The organism is Nocardioides sp. NPDC059952, assembly GCF_042730435.1.
Classification (GTDB): domain Bacteria; phylum Actinomycetota; class Actinomycetes; order Propionibacteriales; family Nocardioidaceae; genus Nocardioides.
In genome coordinates, this window is record NZ_JBHWLY010000014.1 from 40,926 (window position 1) to 60,239 (window position 19,314).

The window sequence follows — 19,314 nt, forward strand, 5'->3', positions numbered from 1 at the left end:
GAGCTCAGGAGGTCAGGTGAGCGAGGCCGCCGCGACGGCGGTGTCCTTGCCGTCGAGGGTGATCTCGACCCGCTCGACGTCGGTGATCGGCACTGCGGAGGAGGCGTCCAGCCCGAGCGTCTCCCCACCCGACCAGGTCCACGACCCGGCGACCGTGCGCGACCCGTCGCGGCCGACCAGCACCAGGTCGTACGTCACCGGCTCACCCTGATAGTCCGACGGCGCCGGCGGGCTCTTCCCGGGCTGGGGCGGGTAGTGGCAGCTCCAGTTGAGCTTGGTGCCCCAGGACGTCGGGGTGACGACGAGCTGGGCCCACATGTCGACGCTGCCCACGGGCCGCAGGTCGACCGTGCGTACGTTCGCACCCGCAGAGGTCGAGGGGGCCGCGGCAGGCTGCTGGGTGCCGTCACGACCGAGCAGTAGGCCACCGATCGCCGTACCGCCCGCGAGAAGGACGACCGCGGCCGCGACCGCGAAGGCCCGGCGCCACCGCCGCGACCTGCGTACGGCCCCGGCCAGCTCTGCCAGCGGCGGCGTCGCCGCCTCCGCGGCAGTCTCCTCGAGCAGCTCCTCGGCCTCCTCGCGCGAGAGCGCGCCGAGCAGACCGGGCATGCCGGCGAGCTCGGCGACGGCGCCGCGGCACACGCTGCAGCCGGTCAAATGCCGCTCGTAGGCCCTGCGGTCGCTCGGGCTCAGCGCGCCGAGCACGTAGGACGCGTCCCAGTCGGCGTACGTCTCGTGCGTGGAGGCGTCCGGTTCGTCGTTCATGAGGTGACCCCCTTCTCTTGCAGGGCGAGACGCAGGGCTCGCAGACCGTAGTGCAGCCGGGACTTGACCGTGCCGGGCGGGATGTCGAGCTCATGGGCGAGCTCGGCGACCGACCGGCCGCCGTAGTAAGCCCCGACCACCACCGCCCGGTGCTCGCGGGAGAGGGCGAGCAGCGCATCGGCGACGACCCAGGAGTCGAGCACCGCCTGGGTCTGGTCGGCCCGGCTCTGCTCGGGTGGCGACTCGGCGGTGTACTCCCGCTTCCGGCGCGCGCTGCGCAGGTCGTCGATGACGAGGTTGCGGGCGGTGGTGAAGAGCCAGGCGCGTACGCCCTCGTCGGGCCGCTGCAGCACCTCCGGGTTGCGCCAGGCGCGCAACAGCGTCTCCTGGACCACGTCGCGCGCCTCCTCGGCGTCACCGGTGCGGCGTACGACGTAGCGGTAGAGCGCGTCCGAGTGGGCGTCGTGCACCGCTACGAGCAGCTCGTCCTCCGCACCCATGTCACCTCCTCGCACGCACCCAGGATCCCAGATCAGCTCTTGGTGAGCTCGAGCGAGAACTCGACCGTGCCGGTGTCCTCCACCTTCACGAACCCGAGATTGGGCGCTTCGATGCCGAAGTCGGCGAAGGTGACCGGCACGCTCCCGACGACCTGGAGGGCGCTGGCGCCGTCGCCGCCGACCTCGGCGTCCACGGTCACCGACTTCGTCTCGCCGTGCACGGTGAGGTCGCCGACCAGCTCGACCTCGGTCGCGCCCTCCGCGAGGGCGGCGGGCTCGGTCAGCTCGAAGGTGGCGGTCGGGAACTTCTCGGCCTCGACCGCGTTGTCGCGGAAGTAGCCGTCGCGGTTGTCGGAGTCGGTGGCGATGGTGGCGACCTTCACCTCGATGCTCGCCTCGGTGACCTCGCTCCCGGCGATGGTGACCTGCCCGGTCACGTCCTCGGTGCGGCCGGTGACGGTGACGTCCTCGCCCTGCAGCACCTCGTCGAGGCGGTAACCGGCGTAGGAGCCGTCCGAGACGGTCCAGGTCCCGGCGCTGTCGGCCGTGTCCGCGGGCGCCGCCGAGGCGCTGAGGCTCGGCTCGTCAGCGGCCGCGTCCTCGGCCCGGTCCGCGTACCAACCGGGGCCGAAGATCACCGCGACGCCTCCTACGACGACCACTGCCGCACCGATCCCGATTGCTGCCTTCGTACGTGTCCGCACGCCGTTTCCTCTCGCCTGGAGGCCGACCCGATGCCGGCCTTCACCCCTACTACGGAGCGCTGCGCCGAACGGTTCAAACGACTTCCGGTGACGGGTGACACAATCGACAGCGCCCTCTCTCGACCCCAAGGAGACCCCATGCCCCAGACCCCGCTCGAGCTCTTCGGCACCGAGGCACTCATCGGCGACGAGGACCGCGCGATCCGCGACACGGTCAGATCCTTCGCGGAGAAGGAGATCAAGCCGCACCTCGCCGACTGGTTCGAGGCCGGCTCGGTCCCGGTCAAGGAGCTGGCTCCCGAGCTCGGCAAGCTCGGCGTCCTCGGGATGCACCTGGAGGGCTACGGCTGCGCGGGCACCAGCGCGACGGCGTACGGCCTGGCCTGTCTCGAGCTCGAGGCGGCCGACTCCGGGATCCGCTCGCTGGTCTCGGTGCAGGGGTCGCTGGCGATGTTCGCGATCTGGAAGTGGGGCAGCGAGGAGCAGAAGCAGGAGTGGCTGCCGCGGATGGCGGCCGGCGAGGCGATCGGGTGCTTCGGGCTCACCGAGCCCGACTTCGGCTCCAACCCGGCCGGGATGCGGACGCGGGCGCGCCGCGACGGCGACGACTGGGTGCTCACCGGCACCAAGATGTGGATCACCAACGCCCCGGTCGCCGACGTCGCCGTCGTCTGGGCCCAGACCGACGAGGGCGAGGACGGCAAGGGCATCCGTGGCTTCGTGGTCCCCACCGACACCCCCGGCTTCTCCGCGCCAGTGATCAAGCAGAAGCTCTCGCTGCGTGCCTCGGTCACCGGCGAGATCGTCCTGGACTCGGTGCGGCTGCCGGCCTCCGCCGCGTTCCCCGAGGTCAGAGGTCTGAAGGGTCCGCTTTCCTGCCTCAACGAGGCCCGCTTCGGCATCGTCTTCGGCGCCGTCGGCGCGGCCCGCGACTGCCTCGAGTCCGCCATCGCGTACGCCGCCTCCCGCGAGATCTACGACAAGCCGCTCGCCGGCTACCAGATCACTCAGACCAAGCTCGCCGACATGACCTTGGAGCTCGGCAAGGCGATGCTGCTCGCGCTGCACCTGGGCCGGCTGAAGGACGAGGGCGCCCTGCGCTCGGAGCAGATCTCGCTGGGCAAGCTCAACAACGTCCGCGAGGCCATCGCGATCGCTCGTGAGTGCCGCACCATCCTGGCTGCCGCCGGCGTCACGCTCGAATACCCGATCCTGCGTCACGCCAACAACCTCGAGTCCGTGCTGACGTACGAGGGCACCAGCGAGGTCCACCAGCTCATCATCGGCCAGGCGCTCACGGGGGAGTCCGCCTTCCGCTGACGGTCCATCAGGCGACCGGGTGCTGCTCGGCGGGCGCCCGCGTTGCGGTCGCGTCGGGGCTGCGGGTCTCCCGGAGGAGCAGCAGGCCGCTGACCGCGATCAGGACCGCGGTGAGTCCGTGGATGCCGAGCGCAGCGGCGATGGTGCCGTGGTGGGTCAGCACGTTGATCATGTCGCCGAACGGGGCGACGGCCTCCATCAGCAGGACCAGGCCCAGGGCACGGCGATGACCGGTCACCAGCAGGATCGCGGTGATCAGGCCCATCGAGAGCTCGCGGATGCCCTTCATGACGAGGAATCCGCCGCCGTCGCCCTCGGGCCAGGTCGGCAGGCCGACGCCGGGAGCCGATACCTCGGGAATCACGATGAACGAGAAGGCGAGGTAGAAGGCGAACAGGGTGATGACGGTGGCGAGGACCGTGTTGACGTTCTTCAGCGACATGGTGCTTCTCCTTGTGGGGTTCGTCTGAGGGCTCAGATGAGGGCGGTGACCAGCAGGGCGAAGGCGGCGACGATGACGGCGACACGGAGGTAGTGCCAGCGTTCCCAGCGACCCAGCTGCGCCTTCCAGTCGTCGGGCCGGTTCTCGGGGGTCCAGGCCTTGTTCCGGTTGTTGATCGGGACGAGCAGCAGCACCGACATGACCACGCTGAGGGCCAGCAGCGCGCCCGCTGTGACGACCAGGGCGGTGCCGTGGTGTTGCCACCCGGCGATGGCCCAGATGCCGACGAGCACGAGCGACCCGATGTACCAGACCGGCATCACGGCGCCGAGCATCCGGCCGCCGTGTGCGTGGCCGAGCTGGCCGGCGTCCTCGGGGAGCGCGTTGAGGATCCGGCTCATGATGAAGGCGACCGAGAACTCGACCCCCACCATCAGGCCGACGACCACGGTGGTGAGGACCTCGAGTGTGCTGAACATGATGCTCCTTCAGATATCTAGCATTGCTAGGACAAGGTGCGACGCTAGCAGTGCTATTGCTCGAATGTCTAGCAGTGCTAGCATTCGGGTCATGTCGGTACAGGAGCGCAAGCAGCGAGAACGAGCGGACCGAGAGCGCCTGATCGTGGCGACCGCCCGCGAGCTCGCCGAGCAGCAGGGCTGGGACGCGGTGACCACGCGCCGGCTCGCCGAGCGGATCGAATACAGCCAGCCCGTCCTCTACAGCCACTTCCGCGGCAAGCGCGAGATCATCGGCGCCGTCGCCCTCGAGGGCGCCTCCGAGATGGCCGTGGCGATGCGGGCGGCGACGGCCGCCGCGAGCACCCCGCGCGAGCGCGTCGCCGCCCTGGCTCGCGCCTATCTCGACTTCGCCGACCGCAACCCGGCGGTCTACGACGCCCTGTTCCAGCTCGACGGCGGCCTGGCGTACGCGCAGGAGGACACCCCGGAGCCGCTGAAGGATGCCTTCGCGGCACTGATGGAGACCCTGGGCGCCGTCGCCGGCGACGGGGTCGACCCGGAGCTGTTCACCGAGGTGTTCTGGGCGTCCCTGCACGGTATCGCGACCCTGACCCGGTCGAGGCGGCTGCTGCCGGAGGATGCCGAGCGCAGGGTCGAGCTGTTGGTAGACCGCCTCGCCGTGGTCTGACGCGCCGCGTCAGTCGCGCGGCACCAGGAAGGAGGCCCGCCAGAGCTTGCGGTCCTTCTCCGAGACCATCCCGTGCTCGGTGAGGTACGGCATCATCTTCTCGCCCATCCACGCCAGGGTCGCGCGGTAGTGCTCGTTGCCGAGCGCTTCGCGACGGGCCGCCATCGGGTCGAGGCCGACGGCCGCGTAGCAGTCCGGGTGGACCAGCGAGCGCGCCATCACATAGGCCGAGCGGGCGGTGAGGTTCTGGTGCAGCCGGAGCTGCGTACGCCCCATCTTCTGCGACATCGCCGCAGCGAGCTCCTCGCGGGCGAAGGTGAAGTGGCGGGCCTCCTCGGTGACGTGGATGCGGGAGGCCATCCGGGTCAGCGGCTGGCAGCGCTCGTCCTTCATCAGCTCGCGCTGCCACCGGTCGAGCGGCTCCTCGCCGACCAGCGTCGCGGAGAAGACGCTGGCTCCGTGCAGCAGCGGGGCGAACTTCCCGATGCGCAGGACGGCGGGCCGGGGGCCGTACGCCGGTGCTCCCATCGCCGCGATCGCCCGGCCGAACATCACCGAGTGCCGGGTCTCGTCGCCGATCTCAGTCAGTGCGTACTGCGTCCGGGCCGTGCGTGGGTCCGCCCCGTAGACCTCCCGGAGCAGCAGCTGCATCAGCAGCACCTCGAACCACAGGCCGACGCTCATGATGCTGGCCACCTCGTGCCGGGAGAGCTCGATCTGCTGCTCCTGGGTGAGCCGGTCCCAGGTCGGCGTGCCATAGAGGGAGACGCGCTCGGGCTGCATCCACCACAGTCCCTCGACCGGCGCGGCGTCCCAGTCCAGGTCGACCTCCGGGTCGTAGGACTGACGCGCGGTGGAGCGCAGGAGCCGGTCGGAGGTCGGGTCGGCGACGGTCATGGTTCTCCCAACTAGGTGTTACCAAGAGTTACAGGTAGTTGCTAGAGTGCAGGACATGACACGGAAGGTCAAGGACGACGGCCGCTCCTCGCGCTGGGACGCCCACCGCGAGACCAGACGGGCGGAGCTGGTGGCGGCAGCCGTTCGCGCCGTCGACTCGGCCGGGGCGGAGGTCTCGATCGCCGACATCGCCGTGGAGGCCGGGGTCAGCAAGCCGGTGCTCTACCGCTATTTCGCGGACAAGGCCGAACTGCACGCCGCGGTGGGGATGTGGGCGGCGCGGCAGATCCTCGATGCGGTCGTCGACGCGGTGCTCGCACCCGCGTCGACCCGCCAGCGGGTCGAGGCCGGGGTCGCGGCGTACGTCGAGACCATCGCCGAGCACCCGAACGTCTATCTGCTCCTGGTGCGCCAGCACACCGGCGGCACCGACCCGCTCGCGGACGGCAAGCAGCTCATCGCGGCCACCTTCGCGCGCCTGCTCGGCGACACCTTCGGCCGCCTCGGTGTCGACGCCGCCGGCGCCGAGCCGTGGGCACACAGCCTCGTCGGGATCGGTGAGTCCGCCGGCCAGTGGTGGCTCGACCGGCGCACCATGTCGCGCGCCGCCTTCACCCGCTATCTCAGCGAGTTCGTCTGGCACGCGCTGGAGGGCACCACCGCCGAGTACGGCGTCGACCTGAGCGCCCTGGATCGCCCCGAGATCGTCACCCCACTGCGAAAGAGCCCCCGATGAGCGAGCACGAGCCCCAGCACCTCTACGACGGCCCCGCCCGTCTCGAGTCCGAGCACGGCACCTGGGAGGTCGACGTCGCGCTGCGCGGCGTCTTCCAGCCGATCGACGGCCACTTCCACTGGTACGGCCGCGTCGGCACAGCCCTCGAAGGCGTACGGAACGGCCAGAGCGTCACCGTCCACACCGACCACGGCGAGGCCGAGGGGCGGCTCTCCGACATCGACCCCTGGGGACGCTTTCGGGTCGCCGGGACGGGAAAGCCGCCGTTCTGACGCTGACGAACCTCAGCGCACGAGCATGAGCGTCGCGGCGCCGATCCCGACGACGACGATCAAGGAGCGCAGCACCGTGGTCGGCAGCCGGCGGCCGATGTGCGATCCGACGTACCCGCCCACGACGGATCCGGCGGCGAGCAGGCCGACGGCGCGCCAGTCGAGGTCTGCGATGGCCACGAAGATCACCGTCGCGACCACGTTCGAGGCCATCACCGCGAACGTCTTGAGCGCGTTGACCGTACGGAACTCCAGATCGGTCCCGAGTCCGAGCACGGCCATCATCATCACCCCGGAACCGGCACCGAAGTAGCCGCCGTAGACGCCCGTCAGCGTCGCGAACACCGAGGTGAAACCGGAGATCCGCTCCCGCGGCTCGTGATCGGCGGCGTGCTCGCGCAGGAAGCGGCTCAGCCGCGGCTGCACCCCCACGAGTACGCAGGTCCCCAGGATCAGCCACGGCACGACCGCCTCGAAGACCGAGCCCGGCAACCACAGCAGCAGCAACGACCCGACGATGCTGCCGCCGCCCGCAGTGATCAGCACGGCGGCGGTCACGCCCGGATGCTCGGCCAGCTCGCGCCGGTAGCCGAAGGAGCCGCTGAGCCCGGCCGGTGTCATCCCGACCGTGTTGGACGTGTTGGCCACGACCGGCGGGAGACCGACCGCGACCAGGACGGGGAAGCTGAGCAGCGAGGCGACGCCGACGGTGGAGGTGAGGATGCCCGCACCCAGACCCGCGGCGAGCACGAAGAGCTGGTCGAGTGCCGTCATTCGTCGCGAAGAAGAGCGACGTCGCTGACCAGCATGACGTGGCCGTGCATGGCCGCGGCGGCACGTTCGGCGTCACTGGCGGCGATCGCGTCGGCGATCTTCTGATGGCCGGCGAGCGAGGTCTTGGGGCGGTCGGGCTGGGAGAGCGACTCGATGCGGGTCTCGCGGATCAGCTCGCTGATCTCGGACATCATCTGTTCGAGCAGGGGAGAGTGGGCCGCCTGGGTCACCGCCCGGTGGAACAGCTCGTCGCCGTGGACGCCGCGCCCGCCGCCCGCGATGTCATCGTCCATCGCCTTCAGTGCCGCCTCGATGTGGTCCAGGTCCTCCTGCGTACGCCGCTGTGCCGCCAGTGCGGCGAGCTTCGTCTCCAGAGCGTCGCGCGCCTCGATGACGTCGGGGATCCGCTCCGCGTGGGCCCGGATCGCATCGGTGATGCGCTCGACCCGCGGCTTGTCGGTCAGCACCGTGCCGTCGCCGTGGCGAACCGCGACGACGCCGATCACCTCGAGCGCGACCAGGGCCTGGCTGAGGGTCGCTCGGCTCACGCCGAGGCTGGTCGCGAGCTGTCTCTCCGGCGGGAGGCGGTCTCCGGACTTCAGGTCGTTCTCCGAGATCCAGGCCGTGATCTGCTCCGCGACCTGCTCGTACAGGCGGGTTCGCTGCAGTGGACGCGGAAAGCGCGCGGACTCACTCATGGCTACAGGGTATTGACGTTCGACCCATTGTCCTATTGGCTAGGCCACTGAGCCGTGGTGATGTGAGTCACATCCGGTGTCAGGCGGGGGCCAGACAGAAGGGAAGTCCGATGGGACCGGAATGGGTGGCGATCATCGCGCTGGTCGCCTTGTTCGTGGCGGGCACGTTGCTGCCGATCAACATGGGAGCGCTGGCGTACGTAGCCGCGTGGCTCGTCGGGATGTTCGCGCTGAACCTCGACGAGAAGGAGATCCTGGCCGGAGTCAGCGCCGACCTGATCCTGACGCTGATAGGGGTGACCTATCTGTTCGCGATCGCGAGGAACAACGGCACGGTCGATCTGATCGTCAGCAGTGCCGTACGCGCGGTGGGCGGCAGGGTCGCCCTGATCCCGTGGGTGATGTTCGGCGTGACCGCGCTGCTGACCGCCATGGGAGCCGCCAGCCCGGCGGCCTGCGCGATCATCGGACCGGTGGCGCTCGGGTTCGCGGGCCGCTACAAGATCAACCCGCTGATGATGGGCATGTTCGTCGTGCACGGTGCCCAGGGCGGTGGCTTCTCGCCGATCAGCATCTACGGCACGATCACCAACTCGGTCATGGTCGACAACGGCCTGCCCGCCAGCGAGATGACGATCTTCCTGGCCAGCCTGGTGGTCAACCTGATCATGGCGACCATCCTGTTCTTCGCCCTCGGCGGACGAGCGTTGATGAGCATGCGGCTCGATCCCGACGAGGCGGCGAGGGCCGCCGCCGGCGTACCGAGCGACCTGAACGAGGGCGGCGTCACCGTCCCGGCCCGCGGCTACGGCACCGTCGCCCCGACGGGGACCAAGCCAGGCATCCGCACCGAGCAGGTCCTGACCCTGGCGGCCTTCGTGATCGTCGCCGCCGTCGCCCTGTTCTTCGACAAGAACATCGGCTTCGCCTCGATCACCGCGGCGACCGTCCTCGCGGCGCTCTCGCCGAGCCAGCACAAGGACGCCATCCGTCAGATCGCCTGGCCGACGGTGCTGCTGGTCGCCGGCGTCTCGACGTACGCCACGATCTTGAACACAGCGGGATCGCCGGAGTTCGTGGGTAGCTGGGCGGCCGGCCTGGGCGTCGCGGCGATCGGAGCCCTCGTCCTCTGCTACGTCGGCGCGGTCGTCTCCGCGTTCGCCTCCTCGACGGCGCTGCTTCCCATCATCATCCCGATCTCGGTCCCGCTGATCGCCGAGGGCGGGATCTCCGCCGCCATGTTCGTCGCCGCGCTGGCGATCTCCTCGACCATCGTCGACGTGAGCCCGTTCTCCACCAACGGCGCGCTGATGCTGGCCAACCGGCCCGACACCATCACCGAGGAGCGCTACTACAAGCAGATCCTCGGCTACAGCGTCATCGTGGTGCTCGTCGGTCCCCTCCTGGTCTGGGCCACCATGGTCCTCCCGGGCTGGTGACGGGCATGCGTGGACCGCTCGACGACGTCGTCGTCCTCGACCTCTCCCGCGCCCTGGCCGGGCCGCACGCCGCGATGATGATGGGCGACCTCGGCGCCCGCGTGATCAAGGTCGAGGCGCCCGGGCACGGCGACGACACCCGGGGCTGGGGCCCGCCGTTCGTGGGGGAGGCGGGGCAGCAGGAGGCGACGTACTTCCTCTCCGCCAACCGCAACAAGGAGTCGATCACCCTCGACCTCAAGGACACCGACGACAAGGACGTGCTGCTGCGCCTGGTCGACCGGGCCGACGTGCTCATCGAGAACTTCCGCACCGGCGTCCTGGACCGGCTCGGGCTCGGCATCGACGACCTCCAGGCCCGCAACCCGCGCCTCGTGGTGCTCTCGATCACCGGGTTCGGCCACGACGGCCCCGAGGGCGGCCGGTCCGGCTACGACCAGATCGCGCAGGGCGAGGCCGGGCTGATGTCGCTCACCGGATCGGGTCCTGGGGACCCCCAGCGGGTCGGTACGCCCATCGCCGACCTGCTGGCCGGGATGTACGGCGCCTACGGGGTGCTCGCCGCTCTTCACGAGCGCGACCGCACCGGCCGCGGCACCGTCGTCCGCACCTCGTTGCTCTCCGCCGTCGTCGGCGTCCATGGCTTCCAGGGCACCCGTTGGACCGTGGCCGGCGAGGTCGGGCGAGCCCAGGGCAACCATCACCCGAGCATCTCGCCGTACGGCCTGTTCCGCTGCGCCGACGGGACCGTGCAGATCGCGGTCGGCAGCGAGGGGTTGTGGCGGAGGTTCTGCGCCGCCTTCGACATCTCGCCGGACCTCGAGGGGATGGCGACCAACCCCGAGCGGGCGGCCAATCGGGAGAAGGTCGTCGAGCTCGTCGAGGCGCTCTTCGCGCCCTGGCCGGCCGAGGAGCTGCTCGCCAAGCTCGCCGATGCCGGTGTCCCGGCCGGCAAGGTGCGCTCCCTGGACGAGGTCTACGCCTGGGAGCAGACCGCCAGCCAGGGTCTGCTGATCGACGTCGACCACTCCACCCTCGGCCACCTGACCCTCCCCGGACCGCCGCTGCGGTTCTTCAACGACGGGGCGGAGGTGACCCCCACCGACCACGCCGCGCCACCCACCCTCGACCAGCACGGACCCCGGCTGCGTACGTGGGTGGCGGAACAGTCCTTGAACCCGGAGCAGAACGGCGACTGACTGGGATACTGCGGCTCATGGACGACTCTGTGAGCGAGGACGCTCCGCTCCGGCTGGGGAGTGCCCGCGGCCGCTGGGTGCTGGCGACGACGGTGCTGGGCTCCGGCCTGGCGATGCTGGACTCGACCGTCGTCAACGTCGCCCTCGGCCGGATCGGGGAGGACCTCGGTGCGGGCTTCTCCGGTCTGCAGTGGACGGTCAACGCCTACACGCTGAGCCTCGCGTCCCTGATCCTGCTCGGCGGATCCCTCGGCGACCGCTTCGGCCGGCGTCGGGTGTTCCTCATCGGCGTGGTGTGGTTCGCCGTCGCGTCGCTGTTGTGCGGGCTGGCGCCCGACATCAACCTGCTGATCGCGGCGCGCGGGCTGCAAGGGGTGGGCGGTGCGCTGCTGACGCCGGGGAGCCTGGCGATCATCGCCGCGTCGTTCCATGCCGAGGACCGGTCCGCGGCCGTCGGCGCCTGGTCGGGTCTCAGCGGCATCGCGGCCGCGATCGGGCCGCTCGTCGGCGGCTGGCTGGTCGAGCTGGACTGGCGGCTGGTCTTCCTCATCAACGTTCCCGTGGCGGTGCTCATCGTCGTGGTCACCATGCGCCATGTCCCGGAGAGTCGCGACCCCGACGCCGGCGGCCCCATCGACGTGACCGGCACGCTGCTCGCCGCGGCCGGCCTCGGCGCTCTCACCTTCGGGCTGACCGGGGCGGGGGAGGCGGGCTTCGCCGGCTACGCGGCGGCGACCGCAGCCGCGGGCGTCGCCTGCCTGGCTGCCTTCGTGGTCTTCGAGGCGCGCTCGGCCCACCCGCTGGTCCCGCTCGAGCTGTTTCGCAACCCCCAGTTCAGTGCGGCCAACGCCGTCACACTGCTCGTGTACGCAGCACTCGGCGTGATCTTCGTGCTGCTCGTCCTCCAGCTCCAGATCGTCAGCGGCTGGTCGCCCCTCGAGGCGGGATCGGCGCTGCTCCCGGTGACCGTGGTGATGCTGCTCTTCTCGTCCCGTGCGGGCGCGCTGGCCCAGCGCATCGGTCCGCGCCTGCCGATGACGCTCGGGCCGGTGCTCGCGGCCGGCGGCGTGCTCTGGATGGGGCGGATCGGCCCGCAGGCGGCGTACGTCCCCGACGTTCTCCTGCCCGTCCTACTCTTCGCCTCCGGGCTCACGCTGCTGGTCTCGCCGCTGACCGCGACCGTGCTCGACGCCGCCGACGATCGGCATGCCGGCATCGCCTCCGGGATCAACAACGCGGTGGCTCGGACCGCCGGGCTGCTCGCCGTGGCCGTCGTCCCGGCGGCGGTCGGGATCGCCGGCGACGACTACACGAACCCGCAGACCTTCGACGACGGCTACGGCACGGCGATGATCCTCAACGCCGCCCTCCTGCTCCTCGGCGCGGCGCTCTCGGCGGTGTTCATCCGGCGCCCGCTCGCGGCCGGGCCCGAGCCCGACGACCACCGGGTCCACATCGAGACGTGTGCGCACTGCGGTGTGACCGGCACGCAGCTCCACCCCGCCGACCACGACCACTGAGGCCCTCGCCGACCGTCGTCCGGCCCGCGTGGCATGACCTGAGCGGTGTCCGGTTACCGAGCCTCTCGTGGATTCTCCGTGGTGGCGTGAGGCCGTGACGTACCAGATCTATCCGCGCTCGTTCGCCGATGCGGACGGGGACGGCACCGGCGATCTCGCCGGAATCACCTCGCGCCTGGATCATCTGGCCGGCCTCGGGGTGGATGCGATCTGGCTCTCGCCGTTCTATCCCTCGCCGCAGATCGACTACGGGTACGACGTCGTCGACCCGCGCGGCGTGGACCCGCTGTTCGGGACGCTCTCCGACGCCGACGACCTGCTCGCGAGGGCGCACGAGGTCGGTCTGAAGGTGATCATCGATCTGATCCCCAACCACACCTCCTCGAGCCACCCGTGGTTCATCGAGGCACTCTCTGCCGGCCCGGGCTCGCCGGAACGCGATCGCTACCTCTTCCGCGACGGCCGAGGGGCCGACGGCGAGGAGCCGCCGACCAACTGGAGGTCCGTCTTCGGCCAGCCGGCGTGGACACGGGTCGAGGACGGGCAGTGGTATCTCCACATGTTCGACGAGGAGGAGCCCGACCTCAACTGGCGCCACCCCGAGGTGGCCGAGGAGTTCCGCTCCGTGCTGAGGTGGTGGCTGGACCGTGGCGTCGACGGTTTCCGCGTCGACGTGGCGCACGGGTTGGTCAAGACCCTGCGTGACCAGTACGTCCCGGCGGGACGGTCACCCAACTCCGACCCGGCCGTGATGTACGACGACGGCATCGAGGACGACCCGATGTGGGACCATCCCGACGTCCACGACGTCTACCGGGACTGGCACGACCTCGTCGCGTCCTACCCGGGTGAGCGGATGCTGATCGCCGAGGCGTGGACCCGGGGCCGGGCGAACCTCCGTGGTTATCTGCGTCGCGACGAGTTCGAGCAGGCGTTCAACTTCCGGTGGCTGCAGGCGCACTGGTCCGCGCGCGAGTTCACCGATGCGATCGTGACCACCCTGGAGACGCTGAGCGGGTCCGACGCCTGGCCGACGTGGGTCCTCTCCAACCACGACGCGGTACGCCACCGCACCCGCTACGGCGACGGGGCGCAGGCGCTGGCCCGCGCTCGCGCGGCGACGTTGACGATGCTGGCGCTGCCCGGGTCGGCGTGCCTCTACCAGGGTGAGGAGCTCGGGCTCCCGCACGTGGACCTGCCCCCAGAACACCAGCAGGACCCGTGGGCGGAAGGTGGGAACGGCCGCGACGGCTGTCGGGTGCCGCTGCCGTGGAGCGGTGACGCACCGCCCTTCGGTTTCGGTCCCGGCGAGGGACAGCCGTGGCTGCCGCAACCGGTCCAGTGGGCAGACCTGACCGTGGCCGCGCAGACCGGCCGGCCGGACTCGACCCTCGAGCTCTACCGGTCGGCGCTCGCGGCCCGCCGCCACCACGTCCGAGGTGGCGAGAAGGAGGTCAGGTTCCTCGATGCGCCCGAGGGGGTCATCGCCTTCCGCCGCGGCCGGCTGAGCGTCGTCCTCAACTGCGGCGCGGTGCCCACGCCGCTGCCTCGTGGCTACGTCGTGATCTGCAGCGGCGAGCCGCTCGCCTCCGAGCTGCCGCCGGACACCGCGGTCTGGTTGCTAGGCGAGGGCTGAGCCGGGCTCAGCGGCGGAGGACCCGCGTCTCCCACGGAGCCATCACCGGGCCGTCGCCGCTCCCGATCACGAGCTCGCCGCGGCACGCCTCGGCGAGCTCGCCCAGGTCGGCCTTGGTGCTGCTGAAGTTGGCGATCACGACCAGCTCCCCGCTCGGGTGGCGGCGGCGGAAGGCGAAGATCTGCGGATGACTGTCGGTCAGCAGGGAGAAGTCGCCGTCGACCACGACCGGGTCCTCGTGCCGCAGCCGGATCAGCCGGCGGTAGTGCGAGAGCACCGAGTCCGGGTCGTCGACCTGTGCGGCGACGTTGACCTCGGGGTAGTTCGGGTTGACCGCGAGCCACGGCGTGCCGGTGGTGAAGCCGGCCGCGGGGGAGGCGTCCCACTGCATCGGCGTACGCGCGTTGTCGCGCGACATCGCCCGCAGCGACCGCATCACGTCCGCGGGCTCGAGGCCGGCGGCGACCGCCTCGTGGTAGTAGTTCACCGCCTCCACGTCGTCGAACTCGTCGATCGAGCCGAACGGGTGGTTCGTCATGCCGATCTCGTCGCCCTGATAGACGAACGGGGTGCCCCGCTGCAGGTGCAGGACGGTCGCGAGCAGCTTGGCCGACTCGGTTCGCCAGCGGCCGTCGTCGCCGTAGCGCGACACGACCCTCGGCTGGTCGTGGTTGTCCCAGTAGAGGCTGTTCCAGCCCACGTCCGCGAGCCCTGTCTGCCAGGCCGCGAGCCGGTCACGGAGGCGGCCGAGGTCGAAGGGGCGTACGTCCCACTTGAAGGTGCCGTGATCGATCTCGACATGCTCGTAGTGCAGGACCATGTCGAGCTCGCGACGCGCCGGATCGGTATACCGACGGCCCTCCTCGACCGTCGTCTCGCCGGTCTCCCCGACCAGCAGCAGGTCGCGGTCGTACCGGTCGAAGACCTCCCGGTGCATCTCGGCGAGGAACTCGTGGACGCGCGGCCCGTCGATCACCGACCGCCGCATGTTGCCGTAGCGCTGCCCGGGGAGGACCGGCGCATCCGGGAGCTCGGGGTCCTTGGAGATCAGATTCACCACATCCATGCGGAAGCCGTCGACACCGCGGTCGAGCCACCAGCGCAGCACCTCGTAGACCGCCTGCCGCACCTCGGGGTTCTCCCAGTTCAGGTCCGGCTGCTTCTTCGTGAACAGGTGCAGGTAGTAGGCGGCCCTGCCCTCGCTGTAGGTCCAGGCCGGCCCGGAGAAGAACGAGCCCCAGTTGTTGGGCTCGTCTCGCCACCAGTACCAGTCCCGCTTGGGACTCTCCGGGCTCGAGCTCGACTCGGTGAACCAGGGGTGCTCGTCGGAGGTGTGGTTCGCGACGAGATCCATCACCAGCTTCATCCCTCGCTGGTGGAGGTCGGCGATCAGCGCGTCCAGCTCTGCGAGCGTGCCGTACGTCGGGTCGACGTCGTGATAGTCGCTGACGTCGTAGCCGTTGTCGGCCATCGGCGAGGGGTAGACGGGGGAGATCCACAGTACGTCGACCCCGAGCCACTCGAGATGATCGAGCCGCTCGCGGATCCCGCGCAGGTCGCCCACCCCATCACCGTTCCCGTCGGCGAAGCTGCGCGGGTAGACCTGGTAGACGACGGCGGAACGCCACCAGCCCGGCCCGGTGCGACCAGCGGGTTCGGTGAGGTTCGAAGGCATCCTGGATTCCTCCTGTGGAGCGGACGGCGGCGGTCCCCGTGAGCGGTAACCGGGCAGGGCGCCGCGCATACGCGCCGGACTCGGACGGCCGCTAGCGTTGTGCACATGGCACTGACCCACGACTACACGGTCTCGGTGGAGTGGACGGGCAACCGTGGCACCGGGACGAGCGGCTACCGCGACTACGCCCGGGACCACGTCGTACGCATCGAGGGCCTGCCCGACATCCTCGGCTCCTCCGATCCGACCTTCCGCGGCGACGCGGGTCGGCACAACCCCGAGCAGCTGCTGCTGACCTCGCTGGCGCAGTGCCACCTGCTCTCCTACCTGCACCAGGCGGTGACGGTGGGCGTGGTCGTCCTCGACTACCACGACGCCGCGACCGCCACCATGGAGACGCAGGGGACCGGCGGCCGTTTCACCCGCGCCGTGCTGCACCCGGTCGTCACCGTCGCCGACGCGTCGATGATCGAGGCCGCGACGTCCGCCCACCACCAGGCCCACCTGGACTGCTTCATCGCGAGCAGCGTGAACTTCCCCGTCGACGTCGAGCCGACCGTGATCGTGGGCGGGCTGACCCTGTAGCCCCTAGTCGGCCCGAGGGCGATTCGGGGAGGTGGTCTGGGCCCGGACGAGCGATGCCACCACCACGATGTTGAAGACGATCATCACGCACACCAACGCCCTCGCGATCTGTCCCTCGGCATGGACATCGCCGTACCCGACCGTCGTCATGGTGCTCAAGGTGAAGTAGAGAGCGTCGGTCCGCGTCTCCAGGCCGACGATCTCGTCAGGTCGGATCTGGTTGAGCAGGAAGAAGGTCAGCGACGCCGCCATCACCAGCAGGATCAGCAACATGGCCAGCACGCGCGTGCTGTGCCCGGGCCCGCCCCTGCGGACGGAGCCGAGCTCCTTGATCATCACCGTCCCGACGAGTGAGAGTGCCCCCACCGTCACCAGCAGGCTCGCGCCGACGGCCACCGCCGAGTCTGTCGCCCACTTCAACGGAAAGGCGTAGTAGGCGATCAGCAGGCCACAGAAGATCAGGATCGGACGCAACCAGGCCTTGGACCGCGGACTCCGCTCAGCTGATCGACTGCTCGTCACCGGGCTCTCCGCTGGCCAGAGGCAGGCGCCTCGTAGGCGGCTTTCCCCATGGAAGTCTCGATTCGTCGTACGTACTGAATCCTCAGGATGCGGTCACGGGCGGTGCCGCCGCGTCACCCGTCACGGGTGACACCCGAACCAGCCGCCAGGTTCTGGTGCACCCGGCCCCCTCTTCCGGGGGTAGGGCGGGTGTCGGCCTCGCGACGATGATGACCGCCATGACTGGATCGACCTCCACCGACGCCCTGCTCGCCGCCCGGGACGCGCTGATCGCCCAGCGCCTCGACTACGCCGAGGCGCTCAACACCTTCCGCTGGCCCGACGTCGGGGAGAGCTTCAACTTCGCCCACGACTGGTTCGACCCGATGGCTCGGGGCAACGACGCCCCGGCGTTGGTCATCTCCGAGTCGGACGGGTCGCGGGCGGAGTACTCCTTCGATGAGCTGGCGCGTCGATCGGACACGGTGGCCCGCTACCTTCGGCGCCTCGGTGTCGGCTCGGGCGACAGCGTGGTCGTCATGCTCGGCAACCAGGTCGAGCTCTGGGAGACGATGCTCGCGGCGATGAAGGTGGGGGCGGTCCTGATGCCGACGACGACGGCGGTCGGCACGGCCGAGCTGGTGGACCGGCTCGAGCGTGGCCGGGCGAAGGCCGTGGTCTGCAACGTCGAGGACACCGACAAGTTCGACGGCGTCCCCGGCGACTACGTGCGGATCAGCGTGGGGGAGCGGGAGGGCTGGAACGGCTACGCCGCAGCCGCCGCGGAGCGCCAGGGGCCGCTCGAGCACCCCGGCAACGCCACCACCGACGCGCTGCTCCTCTACTTCACCAGCGGCACCACGAGCCGGCCGAAGCTGGTCGAGCACACCCACTACACCTACCCGGTCGGTCACCTCTCGACGATGTACTGGCTCGGCCTCCGCCCCGGCGACGTGCACATGAACATCTCCAGCCCCGGCTGGGCCAAGCACGCCTGGTCGAACTTCTTCGCGCCCTGGCTCGCCGGAGCGACCGTCTTCGTCCTCAACTACGCGCGCTTCGAGGCGGCCACGCTGCTGCAGCGGATCCGGGAGGAGCAGGTGACCAGCATGTGCGCTCCGCCGACCGTGTGGCGGATGCTCATCCAGGCCGACCTCTCCGGCGGCTGCGGATCGCTGCGCGAGGCGATCAGTGCCGGTGAGCCGCTCAACCCCGAGGTGATCAGCCAGGTCGACCGGGCGTGGGGCCTGACCATCCGGGACGGGTTCGGGCAGACCGAGATGACCGCGACGATCGCCAACAGCCCGGGCCAGCCGGTACGTCCGGGGTCGATGGGCCGGCCGCTGCCCGGTGTCCCGGTCGTACTGGTCGACCCGGTAGAGGGGACCGTGGTCGAGGGGCCGGGAGAGGGCGAGCTCTGTCTCGACCTCGCCCAGCGGCCCGCGACCCTGATGACCGGCTACCGCGACGACGAGAAGCGCACCACCGACGCGATGCGCGACGGCTTCTTCCACACCGGCGATGTCGCCAGCCGCGACGAGGAGGGCTACATCACCTACGTCGGCCGCACCGACGACGTCTTCAAGGCCTCCGACTACAAGGTCTCGCCCTTCGAGCTGGAGTCGGTCCTGATCGAGCATCCCGCGGTGGCCGAGGCGGCGGTCGTGCCGGCCCCGGACCCGGTGCGACTGGCCGTCCCCAAGGCGTACGTCTCCCTCACGGCCGGGCACGAGCCGACCGCCGAGACCGCCCGGGCCATCCTCGAGTTCGCGCGCGACCACCTGCCGCCCTACCTGCGCGTACGTCGCCTGGAGTTCTTCGACCTGCCGAAGACGATCTCGGGGAAGATCCGGCGCGTCGAGCTCCGGGTGCGTGAGCAGGAGGTCGTCGACCAGCGGCCGACCGGGGAGCACCGCTACGAGGACTTCTTCTCCCGTCAGTCCTGATCCACCAGGCGCCGGACGCTCTCGACGACGATCTCGCGGCATCGGGAGCGGCTCGGCCGACGCACCAGGGCCAGCTCGGGGGTGTGCAGGTGCCAGCTCATCGCCAGCGCACGAACCTCGGTAAGCAGCTCGAGCGGCGAGTACGCGGTCGTCAGCTTCCCGGCACGTTGCGCCTCCTCGATCTTGGCCAGCTTCGCATCGTTGGAGGCGACGATCGCCGGGAGCTTCCCGTCGGGGCGCTCGAGCTGATACCAGGTCGTCAGTCGAAGCGTCGTGGGGAAGCGCTCGTAGAGGTCGAAGGAGCGCCCGGCATAGCCGGGCAGGTCGGTGGCGTCGAACTCGACCTCGTCGACGAACGCGAGCACCCGGTGCGCGAACACGGCGTCGAAGAGCTCGTCCTTCGTGCCGAAGTACTTGTAGATCAGCGCCTTGTTCGCCAGCGCCGTCTCCGCGATCCGGTCGACGCGCGAGCCGGCGATGCCGTACGCCGCGAACTCGGCCTCGGCGGCGTCGAGGATGCGGGCACGGGTCGCCTCGGAGTCTCTGGCCATAC

The 19,314-nt window shown here is 70.2% G+C and carries 21 protein-coding genes; 10 read left to right on the forward strand and 11 right to left on the reverse strand.

What is annotated here, in order from left to right; genetic code table 11:
- Positions 1 to 12 precede the first annotated feature (12 nt).
- The 3 genes from ACFV9G_RS09010 to ACFV9G_RS09020 are packed head-to-tail and all read right to left on the reverse strand — an operon-like array spanning position 13 to position 1,972.
- Positions 13 to 768 (reverse strand): anti-sigma factor family protein, encoded by a 756-nt coding sequence (locus ACFV9G_RS09010; RefSeq protein ID WP_378726919.1) that lies wholly within the window; start codon positions 766 to 768, stop codon positions 13 to 15.
- Positions 765 to 1,268, reverse strand: coding sequence for a sigma-70 family RNA polymerase sigma factor (locus ACFV9G_RS09015; RefSeq protein WP_378726921.1), 504 nt, complete (start codon positions 1,266 to 1,268; stop codon positions 765 to 767). Before ACFV9G_RS09015 ends, ACFV9G_RS09010 begins: the two co-directional genes overlap by 4 nt.
- Before the next feature lie 32 nt (positions 1,269 to 1,300).
- Complete coding sequence (locus ACFV9G_RS09020) at positions 1,301 to 1,972, reverse strand: YceI family protein (protein WP_378726923.1); 672 nt, start codon at positions 1,970 to 1,972, stop codon at positions 1,301 to 1,303.
- A gap of 138 nt (positions 1,973 to 2,110) precedes the next feature.
- Between ACFV9G_RS09020 and ACFV9G_RS09025 the strand changes: the two genes are divergently transcribed.
- Positions 2,111 to 3,292, forward strand: coding sequence for an acyl-CoA dehydrogenase family protein (locus ACFV9G_RS09025; protein ID WP_378726925.1), 1,182 nt, complete (start codon positions 2,111 to 2,113; stop codon positions 3,290 to 3,292).
- A gap of 7 nt (positions 3,293 to 3,299) precedes the next feature.
- Here the strand turns inward: ACFV9G_RS09025 and ACFV9G_RS09030 are convergent, their stop codons facing one another.
- Both ACFV9G_RS09030 and ACFV9G_RS09035 read right to left on the reverse strand, forming a co-directional pair.
- Positions 3,300 to 3,734 (reverse strand): DUF4267 domain-containing protein, encoded by a 435-nt coding sequence (locus ACFV9G_RS09030; protein ID WP_378726927.1) that lies wholly within the window; start codon positions 3,732 to 3,734, stop codon positions 3,300 to 3,302.
- 32 nt (positions 3,735 to 3,766) lie between these two features.
- Positions 3,767 to 4,213 (reverse strand): anthrone oxygenase family protein, encoded by a 447-nt coding sequence (locus ACFV9G_RS09035; protein WP_378726930.1) that lies wholly within the window; start codon positions 4,211 to 4,213, stop codon positions 3,767 to 3,769.
- Between the two features lie 91 nt (positions 4,214 to 4,304).
- On the opposite strand from ACFV9G_RS09035, the gene ACFV9G_RS09040 reads away from it, so the two are divergent.
- The gene (locus ACFV9G_RS09040) at positions 4,305 to 4,883 is read left to right on the forward strand and encodes a TetR/AcrR family transcriptional regulator (RefSeq protein WP_378726932.1); all 579 of its coding nucleotides are present in this window, start codon (positions 4,305 to 4,307) and stop codon (positions 4,881 to 4,883) included.
- A gap of 9 nt (positions 4,884 to 4,892) precedes the next feature.
- On the opposite strand, the gene ACFV9G_RS09045 is transcribed toward ACFV9G_RS09040, so the two are convergent.
- A complete protein-coding gene (locus ACFV9G_RS09045; RefSeq protein ID WP_378726933.1) occupies positions 4,893 to 5,780 on the reverse strand; it encodes a diiron oxygenase in 888 nt (295 codons plus the stop codon).
- A gap of 55 nt (positions 5,781 to 5,835) precedes the next feature.
- Here ACFV9G_RS09045 and ACFV9G_RS09050 point away from each other — a divergent pair, with 55 nt between their 5' ends.
- Together ACFV9G_RS09050 and ACFV9G_RS09055 are read left to right on the forward strand one after the other, a co-directional pair.
- A complete protein-coding gene (locus ACFV9G_RS09050; RefSeq protein ID WP_378726935.1) occupies positions 5,836 to 6,516 on the forward strand; it encodes a TetR/AcrR family transcriptional regulator in 681 nt (226 codons plus the stop codon).
- Positions 6,513 to 6,788 carry a DUF4873 domain-containing protein gene (locus ACFV9G_RS09055; RefSeq protein WP_378726937.1) on the forward strand — a complete coding sequence of 92 codons (276 nt, stop codon included), beginning with the start codon at positions 6,513 to 6,515 and terminating at the stop codon, positions 6,786 to 6,788. Before ACFV9G_RS09050 ends, ACFV9G_RS09055 begins: the two co-directional genes overlap by 4 nt.
- A 12-nt stretch (positions 6,789 to 6,800) precedes the next feature.
- Here ACFV9G_RS09055 and ACFV9G_RS09060 read toward each other — a convergent pair whose 3' ends face one another.
- Complete coding sequence (locus ACFV9G_RS09060) at positions 6,801 to 7,562, reverse strand: sulfite exporter TauE/SafE family protein (RefSeq protein WP_378726939.1); 762 nt, start codon at positions 7,560 to 7,562, stop codon at positions 6,801 to 6,803.
- Positions 7,559 to 8,260 carry a FadR/GntR family transcriptional regulator gene (locus ACFV9G_RS09065; RefSeq protein WP_378726941.1) on the reverse strand — a complete coding sequence of 234 codons (702 nt, stop codon included), beginning with the start codon at positions 8,258 to 8,260 and terminating at the stop codon, positions 7,559 to 7,561. The genes ACFV9G_RS09060 and ACFV9G_RS09065 overlap by 4 nt, the downstream gene beginning before the upstream one ends.
- 110 nt (positions 8,261 to 8,370) lie before the next feature.
- On the opposite strand from ACFV9G_RS09065, the gene ACFV9G_RS09070 reads away from it, so the two are divergent.
- The 4 genes from ACFV9G_RS09070 (at position 8,371) to ACFV9G_RS09085 (ending at position 14,054) form a co-directional block, all read left to right on the forward strand.
- A complete protein-coding gene (locus tag ACFV9G_RS09070) occupies positions 8,371 to 9,699 on the forward strand; it encodes an SLC13 family permease (protein WP_378726943.1) in 1,329 nt (442 codons plus the stop codon).
- Between the two features lie 5 nt (positions 9,700 to 9,704).
- On the forward strand, positions 9,705 to 10,898 hold the full coding sequence (locus ACFV9G_RS09075; protein ID WP_378726945.1) for a CaiB/BaiF CoA transferase family protein: 1,194 nt from the start codon (positions 9,705 to 9,707) through the stop codon (positions 10,896 to 10,898).
- A 17-nt stretch (positions 10,899 to 10,915) separates the two neighbouring features.
- On the forward strand, positions 10,916 to 12,418 hold the full coding sequence (locus ACFV9G_RS09080; protein ID WP_378726947.1) for an MFS transporter: 1,503 nt from the start codon (positions 10,916 to 10,918) through the stop codon (positions 12,416 to 12,418).
- Positions 12,419 to 12,512: 94 nt separating this feature from the next.
- Entirely contained in the window at positions 12,513 to 14,054 is a 1,542-nt protein-coding gene (locus ACFV9G_RS09085; RefSeq protein ID WP_378726949.1) for an alpha-amylase family glycosyl hydrolase, read from the forward strand.
- Positions 14,055 to 14,061: 7 nt separating this feature from the next.
- Here ACFV9G_RS09085 and ACFV9G_RS09090 read toward each other — a convergent pair whose 3' ends face one another.
- Complete coding sequence (locus ACFV9G_RS09090; protein ID WP_378726952.1) at positions 14,062 to 15,729, reverse strand: alpha-glucosidase; 1,668 nt, start codon at positions 15,727 to 15,729, stop codon at positions 14,062 to 14,064.
- Between the two features lie 105 nt (positions 15,730 to 15,834).
- Between ACFV9G_RS09090 and ACFV9G_RS09095 the strand changes: the two genes are divergently transcribed.
- Complete coding sequence (locus ACFV9G_RS09095) at positions 15,835 to 16,314, forward strand: OsmC family protein (protein ID WP_378726954.1); 480 nt, start codon at positions 15,835 to 15,837, stop codon at positions 16,312 to 16,314.
- A gap of 3 nt (positions 16,315 to 16,317) precedes the next feature.
- On the opposite strand, the gene ACFV9G_RS09100 is transcribed toward ACFV9G_RS09095, so the two are convergent.
- Entirely contained in the window at positions 16,318 to 16,836 is a 519-nt protein-coding gene (locus ACFV9G_RS09100; RefSeq protein WP_378726956.1) for a potassium channel family protein, read from the reverse strand.
- Between the two features lie 218 nt (positions 16,837 to 17,054).
- Between ACFV9G_RS09100 and ACFV9G_RS09105 the strand changes: the two genes are divergently transcribed.
- Positions 17,055 to 18,761 (forward strand): AMP-binding protein, encoded by a 1,707-nt coding sequence (locus tag ACFV9G_RS09105; RefSeq protein ID WP_378726958.1) that lies wholly within the window; start codon positions 17,055 to 17,057, stop codon positions 18,759 to 18,761.
- Here ACFV9G_RS09105 and ACFV9G_RS09110 read toward each other — a convergent pair.
- Positions 18,752 to 19,312 carry a TetR/AcrR family transcriptional regulator gene (locus ACFV9G_RS09110; RefSeq protein ID WP_378726960.1) on the reverse strand — a complete coding sequence of 187 codons (561 nt, stop codon included), beginning with the start codon at positions 19,310 to 19,312 and terminating at the stop codon, positions 18,752 to 18,754. The genes ACFV9G_RS09105 and ACFV9G_RS09110 overlap by 10 nt on opposite strands.
- Positions 19,313 to 19,314: the final 2 nt, after the last annotated feature.

Coding starts and splice junctions, on each gene's coding strand:
- ACFV9G_RS09050 (WP_378726935.1), top strand. CDS start 5,836: ATGACACGGAAGGTCAAGGACGACGGCCGCTCCTCGCGCTGGGACGCC.
- ACFV9G_RS09080 (WP_378726947.1), top strand. CDS start 10,916: ATGGACGACTCTGTGAGCGAGGACGCTCCGCTCCGGCTGGGGAGTGCC.
- ACFV9G_RS09035 (WP_378726930.1), bottom strand. CDS start 4,213: ATGTTCAGCACACTCGAGGTCCTCACCACCGTGGTCGTCGGCCTGATG.
- ACFV9G_RS09010 (WP_378726919.1), bottom strand. CDS start 768: ATGAACGACGAACCGGACGCCTCCACGCACGAGACGTACGCCGACTGG.
- ACFV9G_RS09070 (WP_378726943.1), top strand. CDS start 8,371: ATGGGACCGGAATGGGTGGCGATCATCGCGCTGGTCGCCTTGTTCGTG.
- ACFV9G_RS09060 (WP_378726939.1), bottom strand. CDS start 7,562: ATGACGGCACTCGACCAGCTCTTCGTGCTCGCCGCGGGTCTGGGTGCG.
- ACFV9G_RS09065 (WP_378726941.1), bottom strand. CDS start 8,260: ATGAGTGAGTCCGCGCGCTTTCCGCGTCCACTGCAGCGAACCCGCCTG.
- ACFV9G_RS09105 (WP_378726958.1), top strand. CDS start 17,055: ATGACTGGATCGACCTCCACCGACGCCCTGCTCGCCGCCCGGGACGCG.
- ACFV9G_RS09040 (WP_378726932.1), top strand. CDS start 4,305: ATGTCGGTACAGGAGCGCAAGCAGCGAGAACGAGCGGACCGAGAGCGC.
- ACFV9G_RS09030 (WP_378726927.1), bottom strand. CDS start 3,734: ATGTCGCTGAAGAACGTCAACACGGTCCTCGCCACCGTCATCACCCTG.
- ACFV9G_RS09090 (WP_378726952.1), bottom strand. CDS start 15,729: ATGCCTTCGAACCTCACCGAACCCGCTGGTCGCACCGGGCCGGGCTGG.
- ACFV9G_RS09055 (WP_378726937.1), top strand. CDS start 6,513: ATGAGCGAGCACGAGCCCCAGCACCTCTACGACGGCCCCGCCCGTCTC.
- ACFV9G_RS09110 (WP_378726960.1), bottom strand. CDS start 19,312: ATGGCCAGAGACTCCGAGGCGACCCGTGCCCGCATCCTCGACGCCGCC.
- ACFV9G_RS09075 (WP_378726945.1), top strand. CDS start 9,705: ATGCGTGGACCGCTCGACGACGTCGTCGTCCTCGACCTCTCCCGCGCC.
- ACFV9G_RS09045 (WP_378726933.1), bottom strand. CDS start 5,780: ATGACCGTCGCCGACCCGACCTCCGACCGGCTCCTGCGCTCCACCGCG.
- ACFV9G_RS09025 (WP_378726925.1), top strand. CDS start 2,111: ATGCCCCAGACCCCGCTCGAGCTCTTCGGCACCGAGGCACTCATCGGC.
- ACFV9G_RS09015 (WP_378726921.1), bottom strand. CDS start 1,268: ATGGGTGCGGAGGACGAGCTGCTCGTAGCGGTGCACGACGCCCACTCG.
- ACFV9G_RS09095 (WP_378726954.1), top strand. CDS start 15,835: ATGGCACTGACCCACGACTACACGGTCTCGGTGGAGTGGACGGGCAAC.